Annotated in this window: 15 protein-coding genes; all 15 read left to right on the top strand. The window is 65.2% G+C overall.

Annotated elements, in window-relative coordinates:
- Positions 1-61 precede the first annotated feature (61 nt).
- Positions 62-433: a helix-turn-helix domain-containing protein gene (locus tag KVT37_RS23275; protein WP_217577352.1), complete on the top strand. Its 372-nt coding sequence runs from the start codon at positions 62-64 to the stop codon at positions 431-433.
- Between the two features lie 117 nt (positions 434-550).
- Positions 551-1,045, top strand: a complete 495-nt coding sequence (locus tag KVT37_RS23270; protein WP_217577351.1) for a hypothetical protein — start codon at positions 551-553, stop codon at positions 1,043-1,045.
- A complete protein-coding gene (locus KVT37_RS23265; protein WP_217577350.1) occupies positions 1,042-1,353 on the top strand; it encodes a hypothetical protein in 312 nt (103 codons plus the stop codon). The genes KVT37_RS23270 and KVT37_RS23265 overlap by 4 nt, the downstream gene beginning before the upstream one ends.
- Entirely contained in the window at positions 1,354-2,706 is a 1,353-nt protein-coding gene (locus tag KVT37_RS23260; RefSeq protein ID WP_217577349.1) for a primase-helicase zinc-binding domain-containing protein, read from the top strand.
- On the top strand, positions 2,703-3,272 hold the full coding sequence (locus KVT37_RS23255; protein WP_217577348.1) for a GcrA family cell cycle regulator: 570 nt from the start codon (positions 2,703-2,705) through the stop codon (positions 3,270-3,272). The genes KVT37_RS23260 and KVT37_RS23255 overlap by 4 nt, the downstream gene beginning before the upstream one ends.
- Positions 3,269-4,663 (top strand): helicase, encoded by a 1,395-nt coding sequence (locus KVT37_RS23250; RefSeq protein ID WP_217577347.1) that lies wholly within the window; start codon positions 3,269-3,271, stop codon positions 4,661-4,663. The genes KVT37_RS23255 and KVT37_RS23250 overlap by 4 nt, the downstream gene beginning before the upstream one ends.
- Positions 4,660-5,148 carry an NADAR family protein gene (locus KVT37_RS23245; RefSeq protein WP_217577346.1) on the top strand — a complete coding sequence of 163 codons (489 nt, stop codon included), beginning with the start codon at positions 4,660-4,662 and terminating at the stop codon, positions 5,146-5,148. Before KVT37_RS23250 ends, KVT37_RS23245 begins: the two co-directional genes overlap by 4 nt.
- Positions 5,145-6,164, top strand: a complete 1,020-nt coding sequence (locus KVT37_RS23240; RefSeq protein ID WP_217577345.1) for a DNA methyltransferase — start codon at positions 5,145-5,147, stop codon at positions 6,162-6,164. Before KVT37_RS23245 ends, KVT37_RS23240 begins: the two co-directional genes overlap by 4 nt.
- Positions 6,164-6,505, top strand: coding sequence for a transcriptional regulator (locus KVT37_RS23235; RefSeq protein ID WP_217577344.1), 342 nt, complete (start codon positions 6,164-6,166; stop codon positions 6,503-6,505). Before KVT37_RS23240 ends, KVT37_RS23235 begins: the two co-directional genes overlap by 1 nt.
- Positions 6,506-6,805 carry a hypothetical protein gene (locus KVT37_RS23230; RefSeq protein ID WP_217577343.1) on the top strand — a complete coding sequence of 100 codons (300 nt, stop codon included), beginning with the start codon at positions 6,506-6,508 and terminating at the stop codon, positions 6,803-6,805.
- A gap of 3 nt (positions 6,806-6,808) precedes the next feature.
- Complete coding sequence (locus KVT37_RS23225; RefSeq protein ID WP_217577342.1) at positions 6,809-8,686, top strand: phage/plasmid primase, P4 family; 1,878 nt, start codon at positions 6,809-6,811, stop codon at positions 8,684-8,686.
- Positions 8,686-9,630, top strand: a complete 945-nt coding sequence (locus KVT37_RS33510) for a DNA cytosine methyltransferase (RefSeq protein ID WP_254634205.1) — start codon at positions 8,686-8,688, stop codon at positions 9,628-9,630. The genes KVT37_RS23225 and KVT37_RS33510 overlap by 1 nt, the downstream gene beginning before the upstream one ends.
- 336 nt (positions 9,631-9,966) lie before the next feature.
- Positions 9,967-10,965 carry a hypothetical protein gene (locus KVT37_RS23210; protein WP_217577341.1) on the top strand — a complete coding sequence of 333 codons (999 nt, stop codon included), beginning with the start codon at positions 9,967-9,969 and terminating at the stop codon, positions 10,963-10,965.
- 271 nt (positions 10,966-11,236) lie between these two features.
- Positions 11,237-11,839, top strand: coding sequence for a winged helix-turn-helix domain-containing protein (locus tag KVT37_RS23205; RefSeq protein ID WP_217577340.1), 603 nt, complete (start codon positions 11,237-11,239; stop codon positions 11,837-11,839).
- 8 nt (positions 11,840-11,847) lie between these two features.
- Positions 11,848-13,821 (top strand): terminase gpA endonuclease subunit, encoded by a 1,974-nt coding sequence (locus KVT37_RS23200; RefSeq protein WP_217577339.1) that lies wholly within the window; start codon positions 11,848-11,850, stop codon positions 13,819-13,821.
- Positions 13,822-13,825 lie beyond the last annotated feature (4 nt).

Here is a 13,825-nt window from a genome sequence, read left to right as displayed (position 1 = left end):
TTCACATTATTGATGTGAGTTTCTACTTGACAGATCGATGTGACTTTCTCACACTTAGGCCATGAACGATGATCGCATCGACGTGGCGGCGCTTCGTGGCGCGCTTGAGTGGACGCAGCAGCAGCTCGCTGACTACTGCGACACCGACCGCTCGACCGTCTCGAAGTGGGAGAGCGAGCCGCCGACCAAGGGGCCGGCGCTGATCCTGCTGCGGCAGCTGCGCGACAGGACTTCATTGCCCGCCGCCGATGCGGCGGTGCCTGCTGAACCGGTCGCGGGGGCGCAGCCGGAGCGGGCCGCTGCCAGCGACATTGACGATTTCGACGCCGCTCTGCCCCGCCCCAATGCCCGCGGCGCCGGGGCCGGTCCCGTTCGCTCCTCTCAAGCCGGGACCGGCCTTCAATTTCAGACGATCCAGGAGACGGCGAAGTGAGAAACGTAAGGGCACAGATGCCTCCGTAGGCGGTTTCGACTGCCGCCGACATCACCACCGCAGAAGCCTTCCCACTACGGGAATAAGCGCCGGGTTTTCTCCGGCAGGGAATTCGCCATGCCTGAAACCATCCCCAGCGCCTGGTTCTATCGCCTGAAGGCGGCGCAGCGCGACCTGATCGAGCGCTGCGGCGGCATCGTGCGTTCCGGCGAGAAATGCTCGGAATCGAAGTCGGAGGTCGGCCGCTGGAACAATGACGGCTATCCCGACCTGATGCCGCTGGCGGCGGTGCTGCAGCTTGAGGCTGACTGCAAGGTGCCGCTGGTCACCGCGGTGATGGCCGAGCTCAACGGCCGCCGGCTGGCCGACGCCGACACGTTCGAAGCGGCCAATGCCAGCATCATGGCGGCGCATGCCGAGGTCGTGGTGCGCGCCGGCGAACTGATGGCAAAGGGCGCCATGGCCTTCGCCGACGGGCGGCTGACGCCGGCCGAGATCGCCGGCATGGACCGCGCCGCCGCCGACCTCGAAAAGGCCGCCGCCGAATTGCGCAGCGCCACCGCCGCCGCGCGCGGCGGGGCAGGGCTGTCGGTCGTTGGAGGGACGAAGTGAATCGCCCCGAACATCTGCTCGCCTGTCTTGCCGAGGAATGCGACGAGGTCGGCAAGAATTGCATGAAGGCGCTGCGTTTCGGCCTTGCCGATGGCTATCCCGGCAGCAGCGTCACCAATGCGCAAGAGATCGCGAAGGAGCTTTCGGACCTGATCGCGGTCATGCGAATGCTGGTCGCGGAAGGCCTCATTCCAAAGCCTGATCTTGGCGGCTCCGCGATCACAGCAAAGCAGACCAAGGTCGAGAAGTATCTGGCCTATGCGCGAGAAGTCGGCGCACTGGTCGCCCCGGCCTGTGAGGCAGAATAGATGATCCCCGCCGCCACCATCGCCAAGGCGCGCGACCTGTCGATCGTCGACGTGGCGCTGGCGCTTGGCGCGGCGCAAGGCGTCAAGGTCGACGAGCGCGGCGTGCCGTGCCCGGCCTGCGGCGGCACCGACCGCTTTTCCGTCGATAGCGCCAAGAACGTCTTTCTCTGCCGCTGGTCCGGCGCCGGCGGCGATCCGATCGCGCTGGTGCAGCATGTCAACAATTGCAGTTTCGGCGAGGCGATCGAGCACCTGACCGGCGAAAAGCCGTTGTCGGCCGGGCGCCGCGCGCCGAGCCAGGACGACGCCGAGAAGAATCAATGGCGCGAGAAGGCCAGGCGCCGGGCCTGGAAGATCTGGCAGGACGGCGCGCCAATCGAGCCGGAGCGGGGCGGGCATTGGGTGCGCGATTATCTCGGCCTGCGCGCCATCCCTTTCCCCGCATGGCGGATCAAGGCGCTGCGCGAGGTCTCGCACCTGCCTTACTGGCATCATTCGAAAGCCGAGAACGAGTTCCGCGTCATCCATACCGGGCCGGCGATGCTTGCCGCGATCACCGGGCCAGATGGCCATTTCATGGGCGTGCATCGCACCTGGCTCGACCTCAAGCGGCCGAACGGCAAGGCGGCGATCGTCGATCCCGAGACCGGCGAGATCCTCGACGCCAAGAAGGTCGAGGGCAGCCAGAAGGGCGGCAAGGTTGTTTTGCGAAATCCTCACTTCGGCATGACGTCCGGAAGTGAGCACCCCAGCGCGTCGCGTGTAAGTCCCACACGCCAAGATGATGGCAGCGCGCGCGCCAACACAGGAGGCGGCTATGTAACCGATGCTCATAGTCCCGTTTCTTCGATAGCCGGAGTTGCCTTGGCGGCAGCTCCGGCACTGATTTTGGGCGAGGGCATCGAGACGGTGCTGTCGTGGGATGCGCTGCATCCGGGCAACCATGCCGCGCTCTGGTGCGGACTGAACATCGGCAATATCGCCGGCAAGGCGGCCGAGCAGATCCCGCATCCGTCGCTGACCATGACCGACAGCTTGGGCCGCAAGCGCCGCCGCAAGGTCGGCGGTCATGAGCCGGACCTGACGGATGCCGACTGTCTGCAGGTGCCGGCGGACGATTTCGACACAAGAGGCGGTGAGCGAAGCGAACGGGGATACAAAAGAATCATCCTGCTCGGCGACGGCGACAGCGACCGCTTCACCACGGAAGCCGCGATGCTGCGGGCGCGAAAACGCTTCCAGTTGGCCGGCCATGACTGCGGCATCGACTGGGCGCCCGACGGGCAGGATTTCAACGATCAGCTGCGCGGCATGATGGAACGCGCGCGGCCGGCGACGGGGAGGGCGGCATGAACGAGCGGCAGGAGTGGACGGCGCAGGACATCGAGACGCTTGAACGGTTGGTCGGCGAGGAGTTTTCGGCCGGCGAGATCGGCAAGCGGATGGGCCGGACGCGCAATGCAATCATCGGCAAGATCATTCGCATGAAAGGCGGCGTCGGCCGACTGGCCAGATCGCAGGGAAAAGCCGGTAAGGTGGCCCGCAAACAGTCGCCCTCGATCAAGATGGTGCGGCGGTCGCATCCAGTGCCGGCGCCAAAGCTGGTCTTCGAACGACCGCAGCCTTATGTCCCTGTCGCTAACCTGCCTGCAACCTTGCCGATCCGCTTCCTCGACGCAGTCGACCGGAAACTCTGCCTGCATTTCGTCGGCGATCCGTTTGGGCCTGACGGTCCCGACATGCCGGTGTGCGGTGCCGCGCGGTCGGAAGCGGCGGGGACGGTGCCTTACTGCCGCCGGCACTTTGAAAGTGCGCATAGTCAGCGCGAGGCCCCCCTCTCTGGCCTGCCGGCCATCTCCCCCGCAGGGGGGGAGATTGAGCAGTTGCGGCGCCGCAGCTACCGGGCGGTGCCGGCATGACGCTGCAGGCCTATCACGATTTCCTCGCCGCCAAGCGGGTCGCCGACGTCGCTTCGGGGCTGGTCGAATTGCCGGACCTGCCGGAATTCCTGTTCCCGCACCAGCGCGACATCGTGCGCTGGTCGCTGCGGCGGGGCAGGGCGGCGGTGTTCGCCGGCACGGGCCTGGGCAAGACGCTGATGGAGCTGGTCTGGGCGCGCGTGGTGGCGAAGCACACCGGCAAGCCGACGCTGCTGCTCGCGCCGCTGGCGGTCAGCCACCAGCATGAGCGCGAGGCGAAGGCCTGGGGCCTGGCCGCGAGCGTTGTCGGCCCAAGCGGTGTCGCCGACGAGACGGCCATTACGAATTATCACAAGATCGACGCCTTCGACTTTTCCGCGTTCGGCGGCCTGGCGCTCGACGAAAGCTCCATCCTGAAAAGCTTCGACGGCTACTGGCGCGAGCGGCTGATCGCGCTGGCAAAGCCCTTCGCCTTCCGTCTCGCCGCCACGGCGACGCCGGCGCCGAACGATTTCATGGAGCTCGGCAGCCATGCCGAATTCCTCGGCGTCATGCCCTACACCTCGATGCTCGCCACCTTCTTCACCCATGACGGGTCGGAGACGCGCAAATGGCGGCTCAAGGGGCATGCCGAGAACGATTTCTGGCGCTGGATGGCGTCGTGGGCGGTGATGCTGCGCAAGCCGTCGGACCTCGGCTATTCCGACGACGGCTACGAGCTGCCGCCGCTGACAAAGCGCCTGCATGTCGTCGAGACCGGGCAGCATTTCCAGGACGGCCAGCAGTTCTCCTTCCTGCCGGTCGAGGCGAAGACGCTGGCCGAGCGCAGTCACGCTAGGAAATCGACCATCGAGCATCGCATCGCGCGCGCCGTCGAGCTGACGCCGGCGGATGAAGCTTTCGTCTGGTGGGGCAACCTCAGCGCCGAGACCGAAGGCGTGACCAAGGCCATTCCGGGCGCCGTCGAGGTGCGCGGCTCTGACCATGACGACTTCAAGGAAGACAAGCTGAAGGCGTTCAGCGAGGGCCGGATTCGCGTGCTGGTGACCAAGCCGACGATCGCCGGCTTCGGCATGAACTGGCAGCACTGCCACCGCACCGGCTTCGTCGGCCTCAACGACAGTTTCGAGCAGGTCTACCAGGCGGTGCGCCGCTTCTGGCGCTTCGGGCAGAAGCGGGAAGTCATCGCCGACTTCATCGCCGCCGACACCGAGGGCGCCGTCATCGCCAACCAGGAGCGCAAGGAGCGCGACGCCGAGCGCATGGCCGACGCCATGGTGCGGCACATGGCCGACCTGTCGTCGGTCGCGGTGCGCGGTGCGGCGCTGGAGCGGCACGATTATCAGCCGAAACTGAAATTGCGGCTACCAGCCTGGGAGGAATTCGCGTGAAAGAGATTGAATGCCACGGCCTCGATACACCCGAACGGGTCTGTTTCTACGAGCAAGACTTCTACGTTTTGTCGAACTTCTCAGCCTTCACGCTACTCAATCGTGTCGGCATCCGTTTCGACACTTCCGAAGCGGCATATCATTGGGAAAAATTCGCTGGCGTCGCGCCCCACATTGCTGACTATATCTCAGCAGCTCCTTCGGCGCATGACGCGTTCAAACACGCAGAGAATTTCAAACATTTGCGGCGTCCTGATTGGGACGATGTGAAGGTCGATATCATGCGCGATATTCTTCGCGCGAAAGTTCGGCAACACGATTACGTTTGCCGCAAGCTATTGGCGACCGGCGATCGCGAGTTGGTCGAAAACTCCTGGCGGGATGATTTCTGGGGCTGGGGTCCAAACGGCGACGGCCAAAACATGCTTGGCAAGCTGTGGATGGAAATCCGCGACGAATTGCGCGGGAAGCAGGTCAAGCCATGACCGCCCGCAAGCTTCCCGCCATAAAAGCCGTCGACCAGGACGTCACCGACCGTTACGCCATCTACCAGGGCGACGCCTGCGAATTGATCCGTGCGGTGCCTGGCGACAGCGTGCATTTCGGCGTGCATTCGCCGCCCTTCGAGGGGCTGTACAAATTCTCCGGCTCCGACCGCGACCTGTCGAATTCGGAAGGCGATGCCTTCTGGCGGCACTACCAGTTCCTGATTTCCGAGATCTTGCGCATCACCATGCCTGGACGCATCCATGCGGTGCATGTCATGCAGCTGCCGACCTCGAAGCGGCGCGACGGTTTCATCGGCATGCGCGACTTCAGGGGAGAAGTCATCCGGGCCTGGCAGGACGCCGGCTGGCATTTCCATTCCGAAGTCTGCATCTGGAAGGATGCCGTGGTGGCGCAGGCGCGCTCGAAGTCGCACCGGCTGAACCACAAGCAGCTGGTCAAGGATTCGACCATTTCCGGCCAGGCGCTGGCCGACTACATCGTCGCCTTCCGAAAGCCAGGAGAAAACCCGGAGCCGGTGGCCGGTGCGCTGCGCCGCTATGTCGGCGAGGGCGATGGGCCGGACTTCGCCAAGTTCACGACCGACGGCGACAGCCGCAACTGGTTCTCGATCGAGGTCTGGCAGCGCTATGCCTCGCCGGTGTGGATGGACATCCGCCAGTCGCGCACGCTGCAGTACCTCACGGCGCGCGACGGCCATGACGAGGCGCATATCTCGCCGCTGCAGCTCGACGTCATCGAGCGCTGCATCGACCTCTGGTCCAATCCCGGCGACATCGTCTTCACGCCCTTCCTCGGCATCGGCTCGGAAGTGTGGGCGGCCTGCCAGGCCGGCCGCCGCGGCTTTGGCTTCGAGCTGAAGGACAAGTATTTTAGGCAGGCCAAAACCAACATGCGGCGCGATCCGGCGGAAGCGACGAGCGATGCCCTGGCGGCGCTGGCGGCACCGGAGCGCGACGCGGAGGCATCGGAAGACCTGGAGGCGGTTTCCTGATGGCGCGTCTAGACGCCTGCCTGGAATGCGGCGCCGAATTCGAGCGCGCGCCGAACCGCGAGTTCTGCTCGGTCAAATGCCGCAAGGACTGGAACAACCGGCGCATGAAACGCGGCGCCGAGCTCTATGACCTCTACATGGCGCACCGCTTCGACCGGGCGAATGCGCAGGCGCTGCACGCCATGACGGCGATGAACCGCATGACGGCGAATTTCCGCGCCGAGGACCGGGCGCAAAGGGGCGGCCGGCAGAGCTGGCGTTCGCCCCGCGCCGTGATCGAGGAACGGCCATATCTGCGCGCGGTGACCACGCGCATGCGCATGGGGCGGATGGGGGTTTAGATGATCAATACAAAGCGCGTTCGCAACAATCTGAAGCGGTCAGACGGCACCCCTTGGCCATTCGGTTCCGTCCTGTCCTATGTGTCAGACCGAATAAGGCAAGCGAGTCTTGAGGGCAAAGGACTAAGGCTGACAGCCGAGGAAGTGCGTGCGCTGGAGTGGGCTGTCATCCGCGAAGAGGGTGGCGTTGATGCTGATCATTTCCGAGAGGCCAGCTACGATGCCTTGAGCCCGTTCTTTGATGAACAGGGCGGATTAACCGAAGCCGGGATCGCTGCGCTTAAAAGGTCGGCGACCTGACCCATGCAGGAGGACGAGGACTTTTCGCCGGACCAGGCACCGGACGACGACTTGCCGCCCGATGAAGGCGGCGACGGTCCTTCGGCGCGCGAAAAGCTGCTTTTCGCCTGCGCCGCCGAACCGGAAACCGACATCGGCAACGGCCGCCGCTTCCGCCGCCGCTTCGGCGACCTCGCCGCGGAGCATGAGGGCGCGGCGAGCAAGATCGCCATCTGTGTCGCCAATATCGGCTGGCATGTCTTCGACGGCCAGCGCTGGAAGGAGGACGAGGACGGCGCGCTGATCCGCCGGCTGGCGCACCGCACGGCGGAAGCCATCCGCAAGGAAGCAGGCGTCATCGAGCCGACCGAGGACGAGCAGGCGGTGATGGCCGCCGGCGAGGTGGCCGAGGCGTCGCTTGCGCGCATGGGCGACAAGGGCAAAAGGCTGCCGGAGATCGGCGACGTGGCGCGCAAGCGCGACTATGAGCTGGCCGTCGAGGCGGCTGGCCGTGTCGCCGAGCAGATCGGCGCGCGCATCGCCTCGCGCCGCCGCCACGCCAAGTCGACGGCCGGCTCGTCGAAGCTCAACAACATGCTCGTCGAGACGCAGCCCTATGTCGCGGCAAAAGTGCAGGAGCTCAACACCAACCGGCTGGCGGTGAACTGCCGCAGCGGCACGATCGAGTTCATCCAGGTCGAGGACGAGGAAAGCGACCCCGACGATCCGCGCTTCCACTGGAAGGTCAGGCTGCGCGAGCACCGCCAGGCCGATTTCATCACCAAGATGGTGGAAGCGGACTGGTCGCCGCCGGAAACCGGCGAAGCCGGCAAGGCCGACCGGCCGTCGCGCCCGATGGCGCGCCCAGCCGGAGCCGCAGGCGGCGAAGCCGCCGGTGCGCGGCGCGAGGCAAAAGATCCCATGCCGGAGTTCAGGCGCTTCCTGATGAAGGTGCAGCCAGATCCGCTGATCCGCGCGTTCCTGAAGCGCTTCTGCGGCTATCTGCTGACCGGGCTGACGATCGAGCAGGTGATGCTGTTCTTCTTCGGCGCCGGCCGCAACGGCAAGTCGACCTTCGTCGATCTTCTCTGCCACATCCTCGGCGACTATGCCGTCACCCTGTCGATCGACAGCTTCTCGGGCGAGAACAAGCGCGGCGGCGGCGAGGCGACGCCCGACCTTGCGCGGCTGCCAGGTGCCAGGCTGGTGGCGGCATCCGAGCCGGAGGCCAATGTCAGGCTCAAGGACGCGCTGATCAAGACGCTGACCGGCGGCGAGAAGATCCCGGTCAGGCGTCTGCACAAGGACTTCTTCGAGGTCGAGCCCTATTTCAAGATCATCCTGTCGGGCAACCACAAACCGCGCATCGACGACGATTCAGACGGCATCTGGCGGCGTGTGCTGCTGGTGCCGTGGACGGTGCAGATCCCGTCGGCCGAGGTCGACCGGGCGCTGTCCGGCAAGCTGCGCGCCGAGGCCGACGGCGTCTTCGCCTGGATGGTCGAGGGCGCGATCGAATACCTCAACGGCGGCCTCGACGTGCCGCAATCGGTGCATGCGGCGAGCGAGGAATACCGGCAGGAAAGCGACCCGATCGGCACCTTCATCCGCATGGCCTGCATCGTCACCGGCGAGCCGTCCGACGAGGAGAAGCCGTTCGATCTCTACATCGCCTACGACAAGTTCGCCGGCCAGGAAGGCATCTTCAAGTACAACTCGGCGACCTTCGCCAAGCGCTTCGCCAGCGCCGCCGGCCGCAGCTGGCCGGGGCCGGACGGCACGGTCAAGACCTTCGCCAAGGCGAAGAGCGGCACCACCGTCTATCGCGGCATCAAGGTGAAGGCCGAATGGATACCGTCAAGCCATGACCGGCAGCGCGCCGAGCAGGGGGATGAGCGCTGATGCTGACCTACGGCTCGGTCTGTTCCGGCATCGAGGCGGCGTCGGTCGCATGGGAGCCGCTCGGCTGGCGACCGGCGTTCTTTTCCGAGATCGAGGCCTTTCCGAGCGCGGTGCTGGCGCATCATTACGGCTCCAACCTGCCGGGCGAGCCGCTTTCCAAGAACGGAGTGCCCAACCATGGTGACTTCACCAAGATCCCCGGCGATGCCGGACCTGTTGACCTTCTTGTCGGCGGCACGCCCTGCCAGTCCTTCTCCGTCGCCGGAAAGCGTCTCGGCCTGGATGATCCGCGCGGCAACCTTGCGCTTGAATATGTCCGCCTGGCTAAGCGCCTTGGCGCCCGCTGGGTCGTCTGGGAAAACGTGCCCGGCGTCTTCTCCAGCGCCGATGGACGAGACTTTGCTGACTTTCTGGGCTTCCTCGCCGGACGGCGGATTGGCGTCCCCAGAGGCGGATGGCAGAACGCCGGCATCGTCGCCGGAATTCCTGGTTCCTACGGGCTCGCATGGCGCGTGCTTGACGCTCAGTATGTCAGAGTGGACGGCTACCCTCGCGCCGTCCCCCAGCGACGGCGGCGTGTCTTCGTTGTCGGATATTCTGGAGACTGGCGACGTGCCGCGGCGATACTATTTGAGCCCGAAGGCATGCAGGGGAATCCTGCGCCGCTATCAGACAGAGCTTTCAACTGCTTTGATACAGGCATTGGAAGCCTGGATCGATCATCCAAAGATAACGTCATCTGGGTCGGCAACGCTTTTAGGCTGGCATCGTCCCGAGAGATCGAGCGAGCCTTCGGCTTTCCCGACGACTACACCAACATAACGCATGCCACAAAGGTCAAGCGGTATGACGCGCTCGGCAATTCGATGGCGGTGCCGGTCATGCGCTGGATCGGCCAGCGCATCGACCTGATGGAACGGCTGGTCTGCGAGGGCCGCATCTGATGCGCCGTCCCTTTTCCCCTTGTCAGCTTGACGCGCCGCGACGGCAGGCATCGGCCCTGCCGTCCCCGAAAATGGGGCGCTTGGGTCGATGTCGTTATCGCCGGCCTTTTGCGACCCAAGCAAAGGGATAGGGAAATCAGATGCTTAGGCCGCTTGGGTCGATAGGGTCGATATTTGCCGGGTAACGCATGCGAGCGGTCTGCATCGGGGATAGGGGTTTGATGGATGGCGCTTTATGTAGCGCGGCGTTGCGTCCCTATCGTCCCTTGCGTCCCATGATTTCGATTTTTGCCTGCGAAAGCATGGGTTTAGTTCAAGGCTTGAAAGGGTCGATAAATGGAAAAGTGGGTCGATAAGCCCGGTTTTGGGTCGATGGGCCGGGTTGCGCCGCTTCTGAAGCGCAATGCCGAGGGAAAGCGGTCGGGGCCGGTCGAGGATGTCATCGCTTGGGCGTGGCGCGAGGAGTTGCCCAAGGTGCCGAAGCGGCAGGACGGGCCGCTGCAGATGGCCGGCGGCTGGGACAAGACCGGGCGTTTCGCCGAGCTGCTGTCGCTGGTCGACCTCTATGGCGTCAACCAGTATGGCGCCGTGCCGGACTTCTCCGCCGACAGCTGGCCGTGCCATGATGCGCGCCTGATCGGCGAGGCGGTGATGGCGATGGACGACTTCGTCCTCGACCTGCCCGACGACTGGCGTCCGGCGCCCGAGCTCGACCGCTTCGGCGGGCTGGGCGTCAGGGCGGTCAGCGAGGCATGGCGGCGCATGACTTGGGCTGACGGGCAGGACAGGGTGATGCTCAGGCTGAAGCCGTCCGAGCTGATCATCCGGCGCGCGGTTCTGGGCTGGGACGCCGAGGCGATGCGTATCGAGGGCATCAGCCAGGAGATCGAGCGCGGCGGCGGCGGCAAGCCGCGCTACTATGTCGAGGTGACGCAGCACCAGCTGACGGGCAGGCAGGTCAATGGCGTCGACGAGACGGTGGCCACGCAGATCGAGGTCAATGGCACCGACAAGCGAGGCCATCCGATGCCTGGCGCCTACACCAAACCCTATCTAGACCCCGATCCGGTCAATGCCATCATCGCTAGGGCTGAGCACGAGATCTGGCTATCCTGCATGGCGGTGCTTTATGAGCAGGTGGCGCATGAGCTGGAGGATGTGGCCATGCTGCCCTGCGCCGTGCCTGCCCAGCCATGGATGCAGGCGACACTATCACCGCGCGTGCTACCCGATCTCGTCGGCGATGCGGCGTTGGCCAAGGCACAGCAGGACGATCACGACGCCATGATGCAGGCACGCTTCCCTCGCTGGTTCAGGCTCTTCAAAAAAGCTTGAGGCACCCGCTTGACGCGCGCAGGAATTTGGTGGATTTCTTGTCACGGATAAAAAGCTTCGAAGCCCCGCTACCGAGACCCGGTCGCGGGGCTTTCTCGTTCCAGCCACGCGCCGCCACCCACCCCGTCGCGGGTCCTTCCCCCTTCAAAACCGTATGCGGGACAGCGTAGTCCGAGGGGGGACTAGTGAGACGGGTCGGAAAACCGGGTTAACGATGTTAACGATGGCCGGTGAACGGTAAACCTGAAAGACGCCGCAGGGACTTTCGCAGATGACTGCCCCTGAGCTCCCGCAAGGCGTCTGGAAGTCGCTGTCCGAACTGGCGGCGATGCGCGGCGTCTCGAAGGTCGCGATCAAGAAGCGGGTCGACAAGTTCGAAAAGGAAGGCCTGCTCGAAACGCGTCGCGAAGGTCGCGAGCGACTGGTCGACCTAGCGGCCTTCGACAAGGCGATCGGCGTTGCGGGCGACGCCTACCGTGAGCAGTCCGCCGAGACGGTGCGCGAGGAAAAGGCCGAAGCATCCGGCCCGCCGAGCGCACTGCGCGACGCCCAGACCGAGAAGGCGCAGTGGGAAGCGCGCCGCTCCGCCCTCGATGTCAGCGAGCGGCTCGGCAAGCTGGTGCCGGTCGCCGAGGTCGAGACCGCGATGGTGCGGGCGGGCGAGGCGATCGTCCGCGCCATCGAGCAGCTACCAAGCTTTGCCGGCGAGATCATGACTGCGGCGCGCGAAGGCGAGCCGGCGCTGCGCCGCAAGCTGCGCGACATCAAGGATCAGCTCCGCCGCCGCGCCGCCGACGCGCTGACGCTGCAGCGCTCGGAAGGTCTGGGCGACGAAGACAACTCCGGCACCGAGTTCGATCTCGGCGCCGACTGAGGGAAACCATGAAGCTCAAGCTGAAACGCTCGGCGCTGGCGATCGTCGCCGGCGCGCTGGCGGCCATCATCATGCCGCCCGAGCGTATGCTGCCCAGCGCCTCGGCCAAGGGCATGGTCGTGCCCGACGGCCCGCAGGCGAACCAGCCTTGGGATTCCTCGCTGACGCCCTATGTCATCGAGCCGCTCGACCTGATGGCGATGGACAGCGGCGTCAACGAGTTCGACATCCGCAAGTCGGCGCAGACCGGCTTCACCACGCTGATCCTCGCCGCCGTCAAGCACATCATCGAGCAGGACCCGTGCCGGGCGATGATCGTGCAGCCGACCAGTGGCGCACTCTCCGACTTCAATCGCGAGAAGCTGGCGCCGGTCATCGAGAAGACGCCGACGCTGAAGGGCAAGGTCAAGCCGCAAACCAGCCGCGCCGGTGACGCCTCGACCACGACATCGAAGGTCTTCCCCGGCGGCTCGCTGACGCTGGCGATCGCCACATCGGCCGCCGACCTGCGTTCGAAGACGATCAAGGTGGCGCTGCTCGACGAGGTCGACGAGTATCCCGACGACCTCGACGGCCAGGGCGACCCGCTCGGCATGATCGAGGCGCGCCAGGAATCGTTCCTGATGTCGGGCGAGTGGAAGCGGGTCAAGATCTCGACGCCGACCGTCAAGGGTGCCTCGAAGATCGATGCCGGCTTCGAGGCCGGCGACCAGCGCTACTGGCACATGCCGTGCCCCGGTTGTGCTGCGCCGTTCCGCTTCGTCTTTGACAAGCAGTATTTCAAGTTCGAGGAGACCTTCCCCTACAAGGCCTACTACGCGACGCCCTGCTGCGGCGCGATCGTCGAGGCGGCCGACAAGGTCGAGCTGATGAAGAAGGGCCGCTGGATCGCCACGGCGACACGCCCCGGCGCGCATCCGAGCTACCATTTCGACGCGCTGACCTCGCCCTTCGTGCCGTGGGAGAAGATCGCCGAGCGCTTCGTCAAGACCGCCGGCGACCCGCTGAAGCTGAAGACCTTCTGGAACCTGACGCTCGGCCTGCCATTCGAGGTCAAGGGCGACGCGCCCGACCATGAAAAGCTGATGTTGCGCCGCGACAAGGCGCTGAAGCAGGGCCACATCCCGCCGGCCGGCCTGATCCTCACCGGCGCCGCCGACGTGCAGATGCTGGGCATCTGGTATTCGATCAAGGCCTGGGCGCCGGACGGGCAGAGCTGGGTCGTCGACGCCGGCTATATTTCCGGCGGCACCGACGACCCGCATGCCGGCGCCTTCGTGGGTCTCGAAAAGATCCGCACCACGCAATGGCCGGACGCTCATGGCCGCTCGCGCACGGTCGACGCCTTCGGCATCGATTCCGGCTATCGCAGCCACGTCGTCTACACATGGGTGCGCGGCAAGGCGGCGACCTTCGCGCTGAAGGGCGAGGACGGCTGGAGCCGCCCGGCGCTCGGTCAGCCGACGCCGGTCGACATCGACTTCCGGGGAAAACGCATACGCCACGGCGCGATGGTCTGGGCGGTCGGCACCTGGCCGTTGAAGGGCGCCTTCTATGCGCAGCTGCGCAAGGAAGGAATCGCCGCCGGCCAGGCGTCAAACCCGCCTGGCTACTGCCATTTCGGCTGGTGGCAGGACGAGGTCTATTTTCGCCAGATCACCTCGGAATATCTCGCCAGCGAGACCTTCCGGGGTCGCGTGCGGCGCGTCTGGAAGCCCCGTATAGGCGAGGAAAACCACCTGCTCGACTGCGAGGTCTACAACGCCGCGCTCGCCGACTATCTCGGCCTGTCGCGCATGACGACCGAGCAGTGGCGGCACCTCGCCACCGAGCGCGGCCTGCCTCGCGATGTCGACCTGTTCGCGCCGGCGCCATTGCTTGCGCAGGCAACGCCCGCCGCGTCGACAAAGCCGGTTGAGACCAAGTCGGTTCCGAAAGGCGAAGGCTTCGTCAATGCCCGTTCCAACTGGTTGAAGGGATAGGATC

Source organism: Mesorhizobium sp. GbtcB19 (genome assembly GCF_019091085.1).
GTDB lineage: Bacteria > Pseudomonadota > Alphaproteobacteria > Rhizobiales > Rhizobiaceae > Mesorhizobium.
The sequence above is the reverse complement of the archived record's forward strand: the minus strand, read 5'-3'. Positions and strand labels throughout refer to the sequence as shown.

Coding starts and splice junctions, on each gene's coding strand:
- KVT37_RS23260 (WP_217577349.1), top strand. CDS start 1,354: ATGATCCCCGCCGCCACCATCGCCAAGGCGCGCGACCTGTCGATCGTC.
- KVT37_RS23250 (WP_217577347.1), top strand. CDS start 3,269: ATGACGCTGCAGGCCTATCACGATTTCCTCGCCGCCAAGCGGGTCGCC.
- KVT37_RS23240 (WP_217577345.1), top strand. CDS start 5,145: ATGACCGCCCGCAAGCTTCCCGCCATAAAAGCCGTCGACCAGGACGTC.
- KVT37_RS23235 (WP_217577344.1), top strand. CDS start 6,164: ATGGCGCGTCTAGACGCCTGCCTGGAATGCGGCGCCGAATTCGAGCGC.
- KVT37_RS23270 (WP_217577351.1), top strand. CDS start 551: ATGCCTGAAACCATCCCCAGCGCCTGGTTCTATCGCCTGAAGGCGGCG.
- KVT37_RS23230 (WP_217577343.1), top strand. CDS start 6,506: ATGATCAATACAAAGCGCGTTCGCAACAATCTGAAGCGGTCAGACGGC.
- KVT37_RS23205 (WP_217577340.1), top strand. CDS start 11,237: ATGACTGCCCCTGAGCTCCCGCAAGGCGTCTGGAAGTCGCTGTCCGAA.
- KVT37_RS23225 (WP_217577342.1), top strand. CDS start 6,809: ATGCAGGAGGACGAGGACTTTTCGCCGGACCAGGCACCGGACGACGAC.
- KVT37_RS23200 (WP_217577339.1), top strand. CDS start 11,848: ATGAAGCTCAAGCTGAAACGCTCGGCGCTGGCGATCGTCGCCGGCGCG.
- KVT37_RS23210 (WP_217577341.1), top strand. CDS start 9,967: ATGGAAAAGTGGGTCGATAAGCCCGGTTTTGGGTCGATGGGCCGGGTT.
- KVT37_RS33510 (WP_254634205.1), top strand. CDS start 8,686: ATGCTGACCTACGGCTCGGTCTGTTCCGGCATCGAGGCGGCGTCGGTC.
- KVT37_RS23255 (WP_217577348.1), top strand. CDS start 2,703: ATGAACGAGCGGCAGGAGTGGACGGCGCAGGACATCGAGACGCTTGAA.
- KVT37_RS23275 (WP_217577352.1), top strand. CDS start 62: ATGAACGATGATCGCATCGACGTGGCGGCGCTTCGTGGCGCGCTTGAG.